This window comes from Raineyella fluvialis (assembly GCF_009646095.1).
GTDB lineage: Bacteria > Actinomycetota > Actinomycetes > Propionibacteriales > Propionibacteriaceae > Raineyella > Raineyella fluvialis.
On record NZ_CP045725.1, the window covers coordinates 1,228,472 to 1,244,208 of the forward strand.

Here is a 15,737-nt window from a genome sequence, read left to right on the forward strand (position 1 = left end):
CCAGCGTACGCCTGCGACAGGCCGTACGACGCCGCAGTGGAACGCCGCACGGCGGGATATGGTTCAGCGGAAGCGTGTGGTCCGAGCAATCCGGAGGAGCCCATGTCCCACATCTCGATCTCGCCGCGGCGCGCGGAGACCCGCCAGCGTCTGCTCGACGGGGCCGTCGGTGTCTTCGCCGACCGTGGGGTGCTGGCGGCGAGTGTCGAGGAGATCTGCGATCGGGCCGGTTTCACCCGCGGCGCCTTCTACTCCAACTACGGCTCCAAGAACGAACTGGTGCTCGCCCTGCTCGAGCAGGACCGCGAGCGCCAGCGGGCGATGGTGGCGGGGTGGCGGAGTCCGGACTGGTGGGCCGGCCGGTGACCAGCACCAGCGAGTTGCGTGACCTGGTCGACCGCGCCGTGCGCCGCTTCATCTCCGTGCGCCGACTCGATCGCGACTGGGTGATGGCGACGGCGGAGCTGCGCCTCTACGCCGCCCGGGAGCCGGAGATCCGGGAGGCCTACCTGGCCCTGCGCCAGGAGACCCAGCGGCAGCTGCTCGAGGGCGCGGAGGCGATGGCGGAGGTCAGCGGCTGGGAGTTCGCCGTCCCACGGGACTCGGTGATGGAGATCCTGGACAACATGTACGAGGGGGCCGTCCTCCAGGCCCTGCTGCTCTATCCCGACCGGGGTGACGAGGAGCGGGTGCAGGCCTGCCTGCAGCCGTTCATCGACGTGATGGTGAGCATCGTCCGCCCGCTCGGCTCCCGCGTCTGAACGCGGTCATGGTCCGAGGTCGGGCCGATGTCGCTTCCCGGCGCGCTTTTCGACGGTTCCCGTCGCCTCCGCCGCGACGTAGCCTGACCGCATGACGCCCGAACGCCGCTCCGCCACCCGGATCACCGAGCCCCTGTGCTACCACGGGGAGGGACCGGTCTGGTCGCCCTCGTGGGGCGGGCTGCGCTGGGTCGACATGCTCGCCGGGGACCTGCTCACCCTGCGCGCCGACGGCTCGGTCGATCGGCTGCACGTCGGGACCGGCCCCTGGGTCGAGGCCGCCTCGGGCACCCGCGCGGGTGGTTCCTGGAAGCCGGTCGCCGCCTTCTGCCGCCCTCGGGCCAACGGGGGCTACGTGGTCGGGCTCGAGCGCGGCTACGGACTGGCACCCGGTCCTGATGCCGCACCGGATCGTGTCGTGGCGCTCTGGAATGATCCGAACCTGCGGATGAACGAGGGCGGCACCGACCCGTGGGGCCGCCTCTATGCCGGCGGGATGGCGTACGACCGTACGCCTGAAGCCTCGGCCCTGGTCCGCATCGACGCCGACGGGAGCGTCCGGACGGTAGTCGACGCCGTCTCCACCTCGAACGGCATCGCCTTCACCGCCGACGGCTCGAAGGCCTACTACAACGACACCGGCGTGAAGCGGGTCGACGTGTTCGACGTCGTCGGCGGTGAGCTGGTCGATCGACGACCGCTGCACGAGGCGCCCATCCTGACCCACGGGGAGCGCGCCGGCTCGCCGGCGAGCCCGGACGGGTTGTGCGTGGACAGCGCCGGCAACGTGTGGACCGCGATGAACCGGCTCGGCGAGGTGCACCAGATCTCCCCGGAGGGGAAGGTGCTCACCGTCGTGGAGCTGCCGGTCCAGCTCGTCACCGCCTGCACCCTGGGCGACGAGGACCTGCGCACCCTCTACATCACCACGTCGCGGGAGAACCTGGCCGACCCGGAGCCCCAGGCGGGCGCCGTCTTCGCCGTCGAGGTCGACGTGCCGGGGGTGCCGGTCACGCCCTACGCCGGCTGATGCGGGACGCGTCGGGTGGACGCCGGGCGGATTGCTCGCCCGACCCCGTGGGGCCACGGACAAGCCCCACCATCGCCAGGATCGGCAGGCCTGACAGCACCGCCCAACAGGTCCACCAGGCGAGGGTCCACAGGACATCCTCCACCGACACCACCCTCAGGGTGGCGGTCACCAGCACGAAGGCGATCGTGTCCAGGACCGTCCCTGCGACCCCGATTACCAGACCGGCAGCGGCACCCAGACGCAGCGAACCCGCGATGCCCACACCCAGCGCCACGACGAGGACGAGGGTCATCGGCGAACCGACCACTCCGGCAGCACTCGGGTCTGCCCGCTGCAGGACCGTCAGGGCCACCAGGGCGAGAAGGCCGGCCCCAGCCCCCGCCACCGACCAGCCCAGAACCCGCCGGCGCGGCTGAGGAAGGAGCATCACCGCCACCGTCGCCAGTAGAAGAGCCAGCGCCACCATCCCCGCCCCGGGAAGGGGAGGCCACAGGTACACCGCGGTCAAGGCGCCGGCCGTTGCACCCACCACGGCAACGATCCAGGAGACACGCCGACGAGAACGGCGGGTCGGTTCCTCGGACAACCGCACGAATGCCAAGGCATCTCCCGCCCAGACGAGCAGGCCGGCGACGCCCAGAGCGGACATCACGGCGGCCAGAGTCTGCAGCATCTGCAGCTGCAGCACCAGGCCACTCAGGCTTCCGCCCCAGGGGAGAGCTTCACGTCCGGTCATGCCGATGGAGAACAGGTCCCCGAGAGCCGCGCCGACCACCAGCGCCACGGCCGGACCCATCAGTGCGCGTGCTCCGGCCCGTCCCACCGAGGCGGCACGTACGACCTCCCCGGCCCCCACGATTCCGACCACACCGAACAGCAGCGCGCGGGCCACGCCGGAGGCGGTCAGGGCATCCATCCCGGCACTCCACAGCGCTTCCTGCAGCAGAAGGTGCGCGGCGCCCGCGACGTAGCCAGCGGCGCCCAGCGAGGTCCAGCGCGGAACACCGATCAGCCCGGGCTCCGCGACGACCGCCACCCTCTCGGCCGGGGCAGGATGCAGGGCGAGCCAACGCGGCGGCCGACGGCGTCGGGTGGGCCGCCGGGTGAGGTTCGGTGACGGGCTCCGTGCCTCGAGGCGCAGAGGTCGGCCGAGCATGCCAGCCGCCAGAGCCGCATCGAAGTCCCTCCGTTGCGCGAGCGTCGGAGTCGCCCGGGCATCCGCATAGTGCTCGCGGACGCGAAGCAACTGAGCGCGCACCGCGTACACCACCAGTGCCAGAACGCCCGCGCGGAGCAGGAAGCTCGGGAGCAGGCTGAGATCGGGGTTCCAGATCCGTACGACCAGGGGGACCGCCATGGCCAGCAGGGTGACATGCCAGGAGCGGATGGCGAAGGTGGCCAGCGCGACGTCTCCGGATCGGATGTGTGCCAACTCGTGTCGCACCAGGACGTCGAAGTCGCCCGGGCGCCGTCTCGCCAGACCCAGCACCGCCGGTGTCATCACGACCAGATACCGTCCAGGGCGACCCACCGACCTCGCGGAGATCGTCTTGTCCGCTGTGTTCGCCATCAGCGCCGGGCAGGGACGCACCCCCTCGGCCTCGGCCAGCATCCCGAAGCGCTGGGCACCGATGAGGTCACCCGAGACCGGCTCGAGATGACGCCGCCGGACCATGATCCGCGGCTCGAGCAGGGTCACCGCGCCGGTGAGCGCCAGGAGGAGCAAGGGAGGGCCCAGTACCCAGATGAGTGGGGTCGGGTTCGACGCGACAGCGCCCGGGGTGCCGAGCCAGAGCCAGTCACCGACCATTTCACCGGTGAGGACCACGAGGACCACCAGCAGCACGAACGAGGCGGCCGTGCTCGATGGCCACGGGGGACGGTCCGAAGGGGACTGTGAGGAGTCCATTGCGCGCACCGCCGTGACACCCGCTCGTCGATCGGCGGTCAGGCAGGCAGGGCAAGCCGACCGGTCACTGCGTCCGCCACGAAGCGCGCATCGACCTCGCCGAGATCCAGCCGGGTGCAGACGTCCGTCACCACCGCATTCACACGCGCCAGGTCCTCGGTAGACAGGGGCGGAAGCGCTTCCGGCTGCCCCGGCTCGTCGTCCGGGGCCTTCAGGTGGAACAGACGTCTGATCAGACTCGCGGCCTGCGGCTTGGTCTCCTCTTTGATGGCGTCACCGAGGAGACCGGCCACGAACTTCACAGCGGCAAGGGCCGCGGCGACGACGTAAGGAGTGAGCAGGACCACGATCTCGGCGCCGAACCCGGTCGCCTCGTCCTTGGCAGCTGCCAGCGGCGGGATGGTGCCCCGAGCATCGAGGTAGGCATCGCGGTCCGCCTCGAACACGCCCAGTTCTTCGGGCAGGGATTCGGTCATCGCGGCCCGCGTCAACTCTTCGACGATTTCCCGTTCCGCAACGGGGGTGAGTATCTCCTGCGATTGCTCGGTCATAAGTCCCACCACATCCGACGACCCGTAGGAACGAACGCTTCGGTACGTCTGCCCTGTCACCAGTCTCTCCCAAGGGAGCACTCATGTCCGTCGGATGCAGAGCATCCATCCCTCCACCACGCGTATCAGTCCTGCGGTGTCCCCGCGTAACCGTGCGGGTTCTGCTCCTGCCAGTGCCAGTGGTCCCGGCACATCTCGTCCAGATCGCGGGTGGCGGCCCAGCCGAGATCGGCCAGGGCGGAGGACGGGTCGGCGTACGACACGGCGACGTCGCCAGGCCGACGCGGGGCGACCTCGTAGGGGATCGGCCGACCGCTGGCGCGCTCGAAGGCGGCGCGGACCTCGAGGACGGAGTAGCCGCGGCCGGTGCCGAGGTTCCAGCGGTGCAGGCCGCCGTGCTTGGCCAGGTATTCGATCGCCGCGACGTGACCCTCGCCGAGGTCCATCACGTGGATGTAGTCGCGTACGCCGGTGCCGTCGGGGGTCGGGTAGTCGTCACCGAAGACCATCAGCTTCTCCCGCCGACCCACCGCCACCTGGGCGACGAACGGCATCAGGTTGTTCGGGATGCCGTTGGGGTCCTCGCCGATCCGGCCCGACGGGTGCGCGCCGACCGGGTTGAAGTAGCGCAGCAGCGCGACGTTCCAGCGCGGGTCGGAAGCCGCGATATCGGCGAGGATGTCCTCGACCTGCTCCTTGGTCCGCCCGTACGGGTTGACGGCGTCGAGGTTGAGTTTCTCGGTCAGCGGCATCTCGTCGACCTCGCCGTAGACGGTGGCCGAGGAGGAGAAGACGATGGTGCGGCAGTCGACCGCCTCCATCGCCCGGAGCAGGCTGATGGTGCCGGCCACGTTGTTCTCGTAGTAGGTCAACGGGATCTGCGCGGACTCACCGACGGCCTTCATCCCGGCGAAGTGGACGACCCCGTCGGGGCGGACCTGCTCCATCACCCGGTCCATGGCGGCCCGGTCACGGATGTCAGCCTCGACGAAGGGGACCTCGCGACCGCTCAACTCCGCCACGCGCTGCAGGGCGATCGGGCTGGCGTTGGAGAGGTTGTCGACGACGGTCACGTCGTGTCCGGCCTGCTGGAGCAACAACACGGTGTGCGAGCCGATGTAGCCGGCCCCACCGGTGACGAGGATCTGCATGGTCCTCACCGTACTGTGTGAGGATCCGTCCTCCGGCGGCCCCTGCCTCGCCACCCTGCCTTGCCTCGGCACCCTGCCTCGCCTCGGCTCCCGTCGCGGAGCCTCGCACACCCAGGGCTCGCACACCCAGGGCTCGCACACCCGGGGCTCGCACACCGCCAACCGGAGGCATGGTGCCGCAATCGGGTCATAGGGCAAACCTATGGTCGTTTTCCCGGACACATCCCCCAGAGCACGACCCTCCCGACCGCCACCTCACTGGTCCGGCGGACCGTCGGTCGCCCGACTGCCGTCGGCCATCCTGCCGCCCGATCCCCGACTCGCCAACGAGAGCGCCGTGTCGAGGTTCTGGCGGAATTCATCCACGAGGTAGAGGGCGGCACCGACGGCGATCGGGTGCTCGGTGAAGCTGCACGGCACCAGGTAGGTCTCCGCCGGGGCCTCCAGGAAGCTCAGCCGATCGACCTTGGCGCGCACGTCGCCGAGATGCGACCCGCCCTGGGCCCCGACGTCCCCGCCGAGGATGATCGTGCAGCCGAACATCACCCGGATGTTGTTGACGGCGATCGCCAGGTCAGACGTGTATCGCTCCCAGACCTCGACGGCCTCCGGGTCCCCGGCCGACAGACCCTCGAAGAAGTCCTCGATCGAGCCGTCGGTGTGCTGGGCCAGCACCCCCGAGTTGCAGTACGGGTCCAGGCACCCGTCGCGGCCGCAGTAGCAGCGCAGTCCGTGGTCGTGGATCCGCATGTGGCCGACCTCGCCGGCCAGTTCGCCGTCGCCGCGGTACATGCCGTTCGCGATCAGGACCGAGCCGCCGACGCTCTTCGAGAGGCTGATGTAGAAGGCGTTGTCGACGGTCTGCCGATCCCAGAACTCCGCGAACCCGGCTGCCTCCGAGTCGTGGACCAGACGCGTCTCGTACGGGATGTAGCGGGCGAAGTCGGCGGCGCTGAGTCCGGCGTTGTCGATGACGCGACCGTACGTCACCTTCCCCGTGGATTCGCTGATCAGGCCGGGGACGGCCACGCCGACCCCGAGGATGAGGCTGCGGTCGACGCCGGACTCCTCGATGGTGGCCGCGACCTCGTGCCCGACGAACTCGACGTACGACTCCGACCGCTCGAACTCCCGCCGGGTCCGACGGGAGACGAGGACCCGGCGCTCCAGGTTGACCACCAGGCAACGGACCCGGTCCCGGGTGATGTCGACCCCCACGGAGAAGCGGCCGTCCGCCACACAGGTGTACGCGATGGGGTTGCGTCCCCACTGGAGCCGGAGGAGAGCTTGGCGCCCTTCTTCAGCAGCCCGGCGTCCAGGAAGAACCGGACGTACTTGGCGACCGTCGGGAGGCTGATCCCGAGTCCGTCGGCGATGTCCTTCTTGGTCGCCAGACCCTGCTCGCGGACGAACTCGTAGACCGCGCGCCGGGTCCCGGTCCCTGTCTTGCCGACAGCCGCCTCCGACATCGGACCCGCCTCCCTTTCCCGATCCTCGGACGCATCACCGCGGCCTGCTCCACGGTAGCGATTCAGGTGCGCGCGTTGTACAGGTTTCGCAAGGCGTCGATCAGAACTGCCACGGCGATCATCAGGCCGCCGGCCAACGTGATCAGCGTCGACTGGATGCCGAGCACGGCCAGTCCGACCTGGATGACGGTGAGCAGCAGCGTGCCGGCGAGGACGCCGAGCATGCTGCCCTTGCCGCCGGTGAGGCTGATCCCGCCGATCACCGCCGCCGCGATGACCTGCATCTCGTACGTGGTGCCGAAGGATGAGGTGACCGCCCCCATGTAGCCGGACAGCAGCCACCCGGCCAGGCCGGAGAGCAGGCCCGACACGACGTACGCCCCGATCTTGACCCGGTCCACGTTGATGCCGGCGATGTAGGCGCCGCGGGCGTTGCCGCCCACCGCGAAGAGGCTGCGGCCGAAGCGGGTCCGCTCCCAGATCACGTGGAAGACGGCGAAGACCACGATCAGCACCAGTGGGAGAGCCGGCAGGCCGCCGATCTTGCCCTGGCTGAGGAACTTGTACGACGGCGGCAGCTTGGTGATCGTCGCCCCGGCGGTGATGGCGAGCAGGGCGCCCTGCAGGACCATGTTCATCGCCAGCGTGGCGATCAGGGCGTTGGCCTTCAGCTTCGTGACGATCAGGCCGTTCACCAGGCCGACGACGGAGCCCAACATGAGGATGAGAAGGATGGCCAGCGGCACCGGCAGACCGGCCTTCATGGCCATCACGCCCAGCAGGGCCGAGAACCCGGCGGTGCCTACGGTGGCGAGGTTGATGTCGCCCAGCAGGATCACCATCGAGATCGACACGGCGAGGATGCCGAGCACTGTCGCCTGGACGAGGATGTTCGACAGGATGCCGAAGGAGTAGAACGAGGGCTTGAAGATCCCCATGATGACGATGGCGAGGACCAGCAGGATCCACACCGCCTGATCCATGCAGAAGTCGAGGATCCGCTTGGCGGAGAGTGGGCTCCTCCCTGCGGCCGATCCGGGGCTCGTCGTGGCCGGTGAGGCCATGCTCGTGGTCGTCGATGATGTGGTGGTCATGTCGCTATACCGTTTCCTTCGCGCGGTCGCGGACCGCGGTCAATTCTTCGATGGTCATTCCGGTGTTCTCCAGGACCGTCACGATCCGGCCTTCGTCGAAGAAGACCAGGCGGTCCGCAACGCGGAGCAGTTCCTCGTAGTCGTTGGTGAGGTAGATGGTGCTCATGCCCAGGTGGGTGAGCTCGAGTACGGTGGAAATGATCTCCTCGCGGCTCTTGATGTCGATGCCCACGGTGGGTTCGTCGAGGATCAGCAGGCGCGGATCGGTGTTCAGCAGCCGGCTGACGATCACCTTCTGCTGGTTGCCGCCGGAGAGACTGCCGATCGCGTCGCCGGTGGAGTTGCAGCGGATCTTCAGCGCGTCGCGGTACTGGTCGGACAGCGACTTCTGCAGGCCGAGGTCGAGGAACCCGGCGGCCTTCCGGAGCTTGCCGGCGTAGCTGCCGATGCCGATGTTCTCGTTGACGTCGAAGGTCGGGATGATCCCCTCGCGGTGGCGGTCGAAGGAGATGTACGCGATCCCCCGCCGGAGCGCCTCGCCCGGGCTCTTCAGGCGGATGGCCTCGCCCTCGCAGCGGATCGTCCCGCCGGTGATCCGGTTGATGCCGAAGAGGGTCCGGCAGAACTCCCGCGCCCCGGAGCCCGGGAAGCCGATCACCCCGAGGATCTCCCCGGATCGTACGGAGATCGACACCCCGTGCAGGTCCCTGCTCTGCAGGTCCTGGACCCGGAGGAACTCGGGCCTGTCGGCCGATGCCGTGGCCTTCCGGTGCGACAGTTCGACCTCCTCGCCCGCCACCAGGCTGGCCAGGTGGGCCTCGGTGGCCTCGGTGATGTCGTCCACCGGGAACATCTGGCCGTCGCGCAGCACGGAGATGGAGTCGGACAGTTCCAGCACCTCACCGAGGTAGTGCGAGATGAAGATGAACGCGGTACCCATGGCCTGCAGGTCGCGGACGAACTCGAAGAGTTCCTCCCGCTCACGGTTGGTGAGGGCGGTCGTCGGCTCGTCGAGGATGATCAGCTTGGCTCCGGAGTGCATCGCCCGGATGATGTTCAGCTTGCGGGCATCGATCGAGCTGAGTTCGGAGACCTTGATGCGGGGATCGATGTCGAGTCCGTACGCCGCGAGCTCCTCGGCGGCGACCCGGTGGATCTCCTTCCAGTCGACCAGCCCCCGCTTCGTCGGCAGGACGCCGGAGAAGATGTTCTCCCCCACGGAGAGGTCGGGGAAGGAGTTCTCGTGCTGCGGCACCAACCGGATCCCGAGTTCCTGCCGCTCGAAGATGTTGAGCGGACGCAGGTCCTGTCCCTCGAACAGGACCTCGCCAGTGCTGGGTGGGTAGATGCCGGCGATGATGTTGACGAGGGTCGACTTGCCCGCGCCGTTGCGGCCGAGGAGCGAGTGGATCTCGCCCGGCTTGATCTCGAGACTCGCGTCGCCCAGCGCCGTGGTGGCTCCGAAGATCTTCGACACGTTGCGGACCTGGAGTAATGCATCAGTCATTGGTGGTTCCTGGTTCCTTTCGGCAGATGACGGCGCGCGTGAACCGCGCGCCGGCACCGGGAAGGTCACTGGTTCACGTTGCCCCAGATGAGCGGGTTGTCGGCGCCGGCGGCGTCAACCACGATCGGGGCGAGCATGACGGTCGAACCCGTCGGACTGGAGGTGAAGGTGACCTCCTTGTTGAGGTACTGGCCCTTCGGGGTGAAGGTGCCCGAGGTCGGCACGGCCTTGCCCTGCATCGGGTAGGCGTTGAGGATCTCTGTGGCGATGCCGCCGACGCCGAAGACGTCGATGACGACCTCGTCGTCGACGTAGCCGTCCTTGACCAGCTTCAGCACGTCACCGAGGCCGTCATGGGAGATGACCGCCACGTGGCCGGCCTCGCCGGCCTTGTGCCACAGGTTGTTGGTCTTGAGGGACTCGACGGCGCCCAGCGTGGCGGTGTCGGTCGGCGTGTTGACCAGGTCGATGGTCTTCCCGGCGGCCTTCTGGTCGGCGATGACGTTGTTCAGCGCGCTGGTGGCCTTGTCCTGCTGCGGCGCGCCGAGCACCGAGATCAGCTGGATGTTCGGGTACTTCTTGATCACCGACTCGAAGCCCTGCGCGCGCTCCTTGAAGACCTGGGAGACGACCTCGCCGTACATGTCGACGACGACACCCTTCGGCTCGCCGTACTTCTTCGTCAGCAGGTCGACGGCCTTCTGACCGGCCATCTCGCCGGACTTCACCGAGTCGAAGAGCACCGACACGTCCACCTTGGCGTTGTTGGCCTTGTTGTCGATGACCGCGGTGGGGATCTTGGCATCGGCGGCGCGGCCGAGGACGTCGGAGACGCTGTCGCTGTCGTACGGGTTCACGACGATCGCCGCCGGGCGGATGTTCTGCACGAGGTTGTTCAGCTGGTCGTTCTGTTTGGCGGCGTCCGCCTCGGCGACGACGACCTTGCCGTCAAAGCCGAGCATCTTGGCGCCGTTCGTCACGCCGTTGGCCATGGCGACGTGCACCTTCTCGGTGGAGTTCTTGGTGGAGTACCAGATCTCCTTCGACTGGCTGCCGGCGCCGGTCGAACCGCTGGCGCCGGTGCTGCAGGCGGTGACGGAGAGAGCCACGGCGGCGAGGGCCGCGACGATGCCGATCTTCTTCATTGAAGTCCTGTCTGGTGAGGCTGTTGCCCATTCGGGCGGGGATGTGGGAGAGGGGGTTCCGCGTGTTCAGCGATGGGGAAGGGCAGGCGCCGTGATCGTCACGGGCGGGGCCGATGCCGCGGATCCGCGGCGGCCCGAGGTTGTCGACCAGCGGACGGACGACGGTCGTCCGCTGGTCTCAGGCGATTCGAGTCCAAGGCTCGCTCCCATCGCGCGCACCTTTGCGACCTGGAACCGGCCACCTCGTCGTGGCCTCCGAGTTCCGGAAAGGCGTTTGATAAAACGATATTAGAAACTAGAGCACTGCGCTGTCAAGGAGGCGTCGTGCAGGCCGCGACCGCCGCGACGGTCTCCCTTCCCTGAACACGTCAGAGGGCCCGAGGACAAAGTCCTCGGGCCCTTCAGGTGACGCCAGACTCCGCCGGTCGTTCACGCTGATATCAGCAACCGGCGGGCGCCGTGGGATCTGCCGACTCCGGCCCAACCGGCCTGTGTGGCGTCATCGGGCTGGGAGGTCGCTCCCGGCCCCTGGCAACAACTCGTCCAGCGTCGACACCACGTAGTCCGGCCGCTGGTCCTCACCAGCACTCTCGGCCTCCGCAAGGGTGCTGTCCCCGGTCAGGACGAGTGCCGAGGCCATCCCCGCGGCCCGTCCCATGGCGATGTCGGTGGCCAACCGGTCCCCCACCATCAACACGTCGGCGGGCGCGACGCCCAGGCCGCGCACGGCCTCCTCGACCATGACCGCGCCGGGCTTGCCGAGGTTGACCGCGCAGGCGACCCCGGTGCTCGCCTCGATCGCCGCGGTGATGGCGGCGCAGTCCGGCTCCCCCGACCGCCGGGAAACGGGCAGTAGCGATCGGGGTTGGTCTGCACCAGGAACGCCCGGCGGTGCCGCCAGATCGCGTCGAAGGCGATCTGCAACTTCCGATAGTCGAACGTCCGGTCGTACGACGCCACGACGATGTCGATCTCGGCGGGGTCCTCGCTGATCCGCAACCCGGCCCCCACGAGCGCTCGGATCAGCGGCTCCTCAGCGATCGGGAAGACGACGGCCTCGGGATGGTGCGCCCGCAGCCAGCGGACGGTCGACACGACGGTGTTGACGATGTCCTCGACCGGCGTGTCCAGACCGAGACGGGCCAGCTTCGCCGCGTACTGCTCGGGATCCTTGGTCGGGTTGTTCGACAGGAACCGGATCGGGATGCCAAGCTTCCGCAATGCCCGCAGGGTGTCCCGTACACCGGGCAGTACATCGTCGCCCAGGTAGATGGTGCCGTCCATGTCGAAGACGTATGCGCCGTAGAGGCGGTCGGGGCGCACCGACGCGCCGCTCTCCAGGGTGATCATCAGGCCCAGATCCCGTCCGGCCCGAAGACCTCCTCGACCAGCCCGTCGAACCAGCCGAGTTCGCGACTCACATCGAGCACGGTGTACCGCGAGCGGTAGTACATCGCTCTCGGGAAGGTGTCCTTCACCTGCTGGGGCGTCAGACCGATATCCTCGGGACGGGTCGGCGCTCCAGCAGCGGCCAGCATCGCCTGCAGTTCGTGCGCCGGACGCAGTTGGGCCCGGAGACGGCCCCGCAGCACGCTCCAGTTGTCGACGAGCGTCTGCACGCGCGTACGCAGGCCGGCGGCGTCCACGTACTTCTCCCTGGTCTCCCGGACGCCCTTCTCGGCGAGCGCGCCGGTGAGCTTCGACCGGATGTCGGTCTCGACCGCTTCCCACGACGGCCAGGCCGCCACCACCCGGTCCACGTCGACCGCGGCCAGGTCGCGCGCCAGGAACTTCTCGTGGAAGGCGGTCATCGCCAGGGTGCCGATGGCCACCTTGGATCCGTGCGACAGCGGCGGATCCAGCTCGGCGCCCAGGTGGTCCAGTTCCCACAGGTGGCTGAAGTAGTGCTCGGCCCCCGAGGCGGGGCGCGTGCCCTGGTAGACCTGCATCGCGAGACCCGACAGCAACAGTCCCTCGACCAGACCTTCGTACGCGTCGGCCTCGCCGGCCGCCAGCGCGTCGGGGCGGGACAGCGCTTCGGCAACGCCACCCTGGACCAGGTCCCAGGCGAGCGGATCGATGGGATCGAGGCCCACGGCGTCGGCGAGGATCCAGTCGGCACCGGCGGGGATCTTGGCCGCCAGGTCGCCGTAGCCCGACGCCACCATCGACTTCGGTGCGGCGGCGGCGACGTCGAGGTCGAACAGGACGACGGCCGGCGCCGGGCAGGGCCGGGTGACCTTGACGCCGTTCTCCGTCATCGGGGCGCCGAAGCCGGAGTAGCCGTCCATCGAGGCGGCGGTGCCGACGACGGCGTACGGCTGGCCGAGCTCGCCGGAGGCGAGCTTCACCAGGTCGTTGAGAGTGCCGGCCCCCACGGCCACGGCCAGGGCCCGGTGGCGCACAGCCGTTCCCGGATGACCTCGCAGTGCTCGTACGCCGCGTACAGCGTGGGAGTGCCGGGGAAGATGAGCGGTTCGGCGAGAGCGACGCCGGCCTCCTCGAGGGACGCGGCGACACCTCGACCGGCAGCGTCCCACGTGCGGTCGTCGGCGACGAGGAGGACAGGGCGTCCGTCCTGCGCGAGGGACCGGGCGAGAATCTCGCCGGACCGTGGGAGGATCTCGCGGCCCACCTCGATGACCCGGGTGTCGCTGGCGTGGCGGAGGCCTTCTGCCATGGCTTCGTTGTTCATGGTCTTTCCTTTCGGAGTTCTGGGCTCGGACGGGTCCGGCTCAGGTCACGTGCTGGAGCTGAGATGCAGTGCGATGGCGTCGAGGGCCTCCGCCTCATCGGTGCCGTCGACCCAGACCGAGACCTTCGCGCCGTACGGCAGGGCCAGGGCGACCACCTCCACGACGCTGCGCAGACTCGCGCTGCCCTCAGGGGTCCGGAGGAAGATGCTGCTCCGGAACCGTTCGGCCTGCCGGGCCAGGTCGTGGGCCACAAGGGCGTGGATTCCCTGTGCGTGGCCCACGACGACGTCGCGGTGGATCACGGCACCAGGATGGCGATGGTGCTGCCCGCGGCCAGTTCCGGCATGATCTCTCCGCTGACGTGGATGGCACCGTGCATCTTCGCTGTGGCGGCCCCGTCGACGTTGACCGTGACGTGCCCGAGCTGGTCCAGGTTCTTGCGTGCCACATCACCCACCGCGGTGATGGGGTACGCCCGTCCGTCGAGGACGAGTTCCTGCCCCACCTCGATGTCCTGGCTCGTCTGCGCAGCCGCGTCGATGATGAAGCAGAACTCACGTAGTGCCTCGGGGGCGTCCTCGCCGAAGGTGACGAACATGCCCTGGCCGATGAAGGCCGTGGCCTCGGGGCCGGCTCCGCTGACGGTGGTTCGGTAGATCTCGGTCATGATGGGGATCCTTTTCGTTCAGGAGGCGTAGAGGCCGATGCTGGCGAGCCAGGCGACGGCGACGCGCGGGACACCGGTCAGGAACCGGGAGTAGAGCACCGAGGGGACGCCGACCTCGACGGTGGTCGCCTCCGCCTCCGCCAGGCCGAGGCCGACGGGGATGAAGTCGGCCGCATTCTGCGTGTTGATGGCGAACAGGGCCGGAAGGGCGAGGCTCGGATGGATGTTGCCCTTGCCGATCTCGACACCGATGAGCGTGCCGATGATCTGGCCGATGACCGCACCCGGGCCGAGCAGCGGCGACAGGAAGGGCAGCGAGCAGATGAGGCCGAGGACGAGCAGGCCGATACCCGAACCGGCCAGCGGCGTCAGCATCTTCGAGAACCACGTCCCGAACCCGGAGGCGTTGATGACACCGATCAGCATGGCGACGAAGGCCATGAACGGGATGATGGTGCTCAGCATGGTCTGGACCGCGTCCCTGGCGGCCTGGTAGAAGACCGACACGACGCGGCCGGCCCCGAGGCCGATCTTCTCCAGCAGGGACTTCTTCTTCTTGGCCGCGATCGTCTGCGAGATCCTCTTGTCGGTCGACCACTCACCCTTCACCGTGAAGGCCGGACCGGACGTCGGCTCCTGGCTGCTCGACTCCTCCGCGTGACCCGGGGTGGCCAGGGCCATCTCGGATTCCGGTGCCAGGCGGACCTGCACCGCGCTCACCGCGGACACGTAGATGTCCTCGGTGATGAACTGGGCGAGGGGGCCGGACTTGCCGGTCGCCATCACGTTGACCGTGGCGATGCCCTTCTTCGGGTACAGGCCACAGCGGAGTGTGCCGCCGCAGTCGATCACCGCGACGAAGGTCTCGTCGTCAGGCACCGAGGTGGCGAACCCGTTGACGGCCTCAGCTCCGGACAGCTCGCAGATGCGATCCACGACGTCGGGCTTCATCCCGCCGCCGACGATGTAGACGACCTTGTTCTTCTTCTCGTCCGGCGTGAGCGTCAGGGGGCCACCGAAGCCGCCGCTACCCCGCTCGATCACAATGGTGCGGTAGTCGCTCATCGGGTTCACCCTTCCAACTTCGGCTCGGCGCTGAGGACCACGCCCTGTTGCTTGCTGACGTACGAGGTGGTCAGGTCCGTGACCCAGCCGGCGATGAAGTTCATCACCAGGCCGACCAGCAGGTAGCGGATGGCCAGGGGGCCGGTGCTCAGGCCCAGCTTCGAGACGCCTTGGGCGATCCCGAGCCAGATGAAGAGTTCGGCCGGGTTGATGTGCGGGAAGATGCCGTTGCTGGTGTGGCAGAACTGCGCGGCACTGGCGAAGTAGCTGGGCTTGTAACGCTCCGGCATGAAGCGTCCGAGCGAATGCACCATCGGGTTCGCCAGCATGAAGGCACCGATGAAGGGCAGCAGCAGATAGCGGCTCACGGGGTTGTGTCCGGCCTTGGAGGCGAACCGGTTGATCCTGTTCTCACCGATCAGCTGGATCAGCGAGTTCATGGCGACCAGCAGCATCAGCACGAGGGGCACGATGGTGCCCATCCAGCTGATGAAGGTCGTGGCGCCGGCCTGGAACAGGCCGATGAACCACTCAGCCGCGTGGACGAGGATGTTCATGGTCACTCCTTTCTGGGGGTGTGGCGAGGTGGGGTGTGCAGAGGTATCGAGGGGTGTGGAGGGGTGCCCGCTCGGGCATGGCGGGGCCCACGCACCGGCGGTGAGCAGGCGTGGTGAGGTCGGAGCCCGGTG

The 15,737-nt window shown here is 68.4% G+C and carries 14 protein-coding genes and 3 pseudogenes; 3 read left to right on the top strand and 14 right to left on the bottom strand.

The features are described 5' to 3' along the window. The first annotated feature begins 102 nt into the window (after positions 1 to 102). The 3 genes from Rai3103_RS05620 (at position 103) to Rai3103_RS05630 (ending at position 1,791) form a co-directional block, all read left to right on the top strand. Positions 103 to 366, top strand: coding sequence for a TetR/AcrR family transcriptional regulator (locus tag Rai3103_RS05620; protein WP_153571754.1), 264 nt, complete (start codon positions 103 to 105; stop codon positions 364 to 366). Then, complete coding sequence (locus Rai3103_RS05625) at positions 363 to 761, top strand: hypothetical protein (protein WP_153571755.1); 399 nt, start codon at positions 363 to 365, stop codon at positions 759 to 761. The genes Rai3103_RS05620 and Rai3103_RS05625 overlap by 4 nt, the downstream gene beginning before the upstream one ends. A 91-nt stretch (positions 762 to 852) precedes the next feature. After that, positions 853 to 1,791 carry an SMP-30/gluconolactonase/LRE family protein gene (locus tag Rai3103_RS05630; protein WP_153571756.1) on the top strand — a complete coding sequence of 313 codons (939 nt, stop codon included), beginning with the start codon at positions 853 to 855 and terminating at the stop codon, positions 1,789 to 1,791. Here the strand turns inward: Rai3103_RS05630 and Rai3103_RS05635 are convergent. The 14 genes and pseudogenes from Rai3103_RS05635 to srlA form a co-directional block, all read right to left on the bottom strand. After that, a complete protein-coding gene (locus Rai3103_RS05635) occupies positions 1,772 to 3,703 on the bottom strand; it encodes a M48 family metalloprotease (protein WP_153571758.1) in 1,932 nt (643 codons plus the stop codon). The genes Rai3103_RS05630 and Rai3103_RS05635 overlap by 20 nt on opposite strands. 38 nt (positions 3,704 to 3,741) lie before the next feature. Beyond that, positions 3,742 to 4,254, bottom strand: a complete 513-nt coding sequence (locus tag Rai3103_RS05640; RefSeq protein ID WP_153571760.1) for a hypothetical protein — start codon at positions 4,252 to 4,254, stop codon at positions 3,742 to 3,744. A 125-nt stretch (positions 4,255 to 4,379) separates the two neighbouring features. Beyond that, on the bottom strand, positions 4,380 to 5,405 hold the full coding sequence (gene galE, locus Rai3103_RS05645; RefSeq protein WP_153571762.1) for a UDP-glucose 4-epimerase GalE: 1,026 nt from the start codon (positions 5,403 to 5,405) through the stop codon (positions 4,380 to 4,382). Positions 5,406 to 5,660: 255 nt separating this feature from the next. Continuing rightward, positions 5,661 to 6,644, bottom strand: a complete 984-nt coding sequence (locus tag Rai3103_RS05650; protein WP_228489209.1) for an ROK family protein — start codon at positions 6,642 to 6,644, stop codon at positions 5,661 to 5,663. Between the two features lie 71 nt (positions 6,645 to 6,715). Then, a pseudogene (locus tag Rai3103_RS18985) lies at positions 6,716 to 6,874 on the bottom strand (winged helix-turn-helix domain-containing protein); the annotation flags it as partial. Positions 6,875 to 6,936: 62 nt separating this feature from the next. Further along, positions 6,937 to 7,968: an ABC transporter permease gene (locus Rai3103_RS05660; RefSeq protein WP_228489210.1), complete on the bottom strand. Its 1,032-nt coding sequence runs from the start codon at positions 7,966 to 7,968 to the stop codon at positions 6,937 to 6,939. 4 nt (positions 7,969 to 7,972) lie between these two features. Then, positions 7,973 to 9,475 (bottom strand): sugar ABC transporter ATP-binding protein, encoded by a 1,503-nt coding sequence (locus Rai3103_RS05665; RefSeq protein ID WP_153571765.1) that lies wholly within the window; start codon positions 9,473 to 9,475, stop codon positions 7,973 to 7,975. Between the two features lie 65 nt (positions 9,476 to 9,540). Further along, the gene (locus tag Rai3103_RS05670; protein ID WP_153571766.1) at positions 9,541 to 10,620 is read right to left on the bottom strand and encodes a sugar ABC transporter substrate-binding protein; all 1,080 of its coding nucleotides are present in this window, start codon (positions 10,618 to 10,620) and stop codon (positions 9,541 to 9,543) included. A 499-nt stretch (positions 10,621 to 11,119) separates the two neighbouring features. Next, a pseudogene (locus tag Rai3103_RS05675) lies at positions 11,120 to 11,970 on the bottom strand (HAD-IIA family hydrolase). Continuing rightward, positions 11,970 to 13,315: pseudogene (locus tag Rai3103_RS05680) on the bottom strand (sn-glycerol-1-phosphate dehydrogenase). Before Rai3103_RS05680 ends, Rai3103_RS05675 begins: the two co-directional pseudogenes overlap by 1 nt. A gap of 45 nt (positions 13,316 to 13,360) precedes the next feature. Beyond that, complete coding sequence (locus Rai3103_RS05685) at positions 13,361 to 13,618, bottom strand: HPr family phosphocarrier protein (protein ID WP_153571767.1); 258 nt, start codon at positions 13,616 to 13,618, stop codon at positions 13,361 to 13,363. Then, positions 13,615 to 13,983, bottom strand: a complete 369-nt coding sequence (locus Rai3103_RS05690; RefSeq protein WP_153571768.1) for a PTS glucitol/sorbitol transporter subunit IIA — start codon at positions 13,981 to 13,983, stop codon at positions 13,615 to 13,617. The genes Rai3103_RS05685 and Rai3103_RS05690 overlap by 4 nt, the downstream gene beginning before the upstream one ends. 18 nt (positions 13,984 to 14,001) lie before the next feature. After that, positions 14,002 to 15,048: a PTS glucitol/sorbitol transporter subunit IIB gene (srlE, locus tag Rai3103_RS05695; RefSeq protein WP_153571769.1), complete on the bottom strand. Its 1,047-nt coding sequence runs from the start codon at positions 15,046 to 15,048 to the stop codon at positions 14,002 to 14,004. Between the two features lie 5 nt (positions 15,049 to 15,053). Further along, a complete protein-coding gene (gene srlA / locus Rai3103_RS05700; protein WP_153571770.1) occupies positions 15,054 to 15,605 on the bottom strand; it encodes a PTS glucitol/sorbitol transporter subunit IIC in 552 nt (183 codons plus the stop codon). Between the last annotated feature and the right edge of the window lie 132 nt (positions 15,606 to 15,737).

Bases quoted from the DNA above. Each gene is read 5' to 3' on its own strand.
- Rai3103_RS05620 (WP_153571754.1), top strand. From the start codon at position 103: ATGTCCCACATCTCGATCTCGCCGCGGCGCGCGGAGACCCGCCAGCGT.
- Rai3103_RS05630 (WP_153571756.1), top strand. From the start codon at position 853: ATGACGCCCGAACGCCGCTCCGCCACCCGGATCACCGAGCCCCTGTGC.
- Rai3103_RS05635 (WP_153571758.1), bottom strand. From the start codon at position 3,703: ATGGACTCCTCACAGTCCCCTTCGGACCGTCCCCCGTGGCCATCGAGC.
- Rai3103_RS05640 (WP_153571760.1), bottom strand. From the start codon at position 4,254: ATGACCGAGCAATCGCAGGAGATACTCACCCCCGTTGCGGAACGGGAA.
- galE (WP_153571762.1), bottom strand. From the start codon at position 5,405: ATGCAGATCCTCGTCACCGGTGGGGCCGGCTACATCGGCTCGCACACC.
- Rai3103_RS05660 (WP_228489210.1), bottom strand. From the start codon at position 7,968: ATGACCACCACATCATCGACGACCACGAGCATGGCCTCACCGGCCACG.
- Rai3103_RS05665 (WP_153571765.1), bottom strand. From the start codon at position 9,475: ATGACTGATGCATTACTCCAGGTCCGCAACGTGTCGAAGATCTTCGGA.
- Rai3103_RS05670 (WP_153571766.1), bottom strand. From the start codon at position 10,620: ATGAAGAAGATCGGCATCGTCGCGGCCCTCGCCGCCGTGGCTCTCTCC.
- Rai3103_RS05690 (WP_153571768.1), bottom strand. From the start codon at position 13,983: ATGACCGAGATCTACCGAACCACCGTCAGCGGAGCCGGCCCCGAGGCC.
- srlE (WP_153571769.1), bottom strand. From the start codon at position 15,048: ATGAGCGACTACCGCACCATTGTGATCGAGCGGGGTAGCGGCGGCTTC.
- srlA (WP_153571770.1), bottom strand. From the start codon at position 15,605: ATGAACATCCTCGTCCACGCGGCTGAGTGGTTCATCGGCCTGTTCCAG.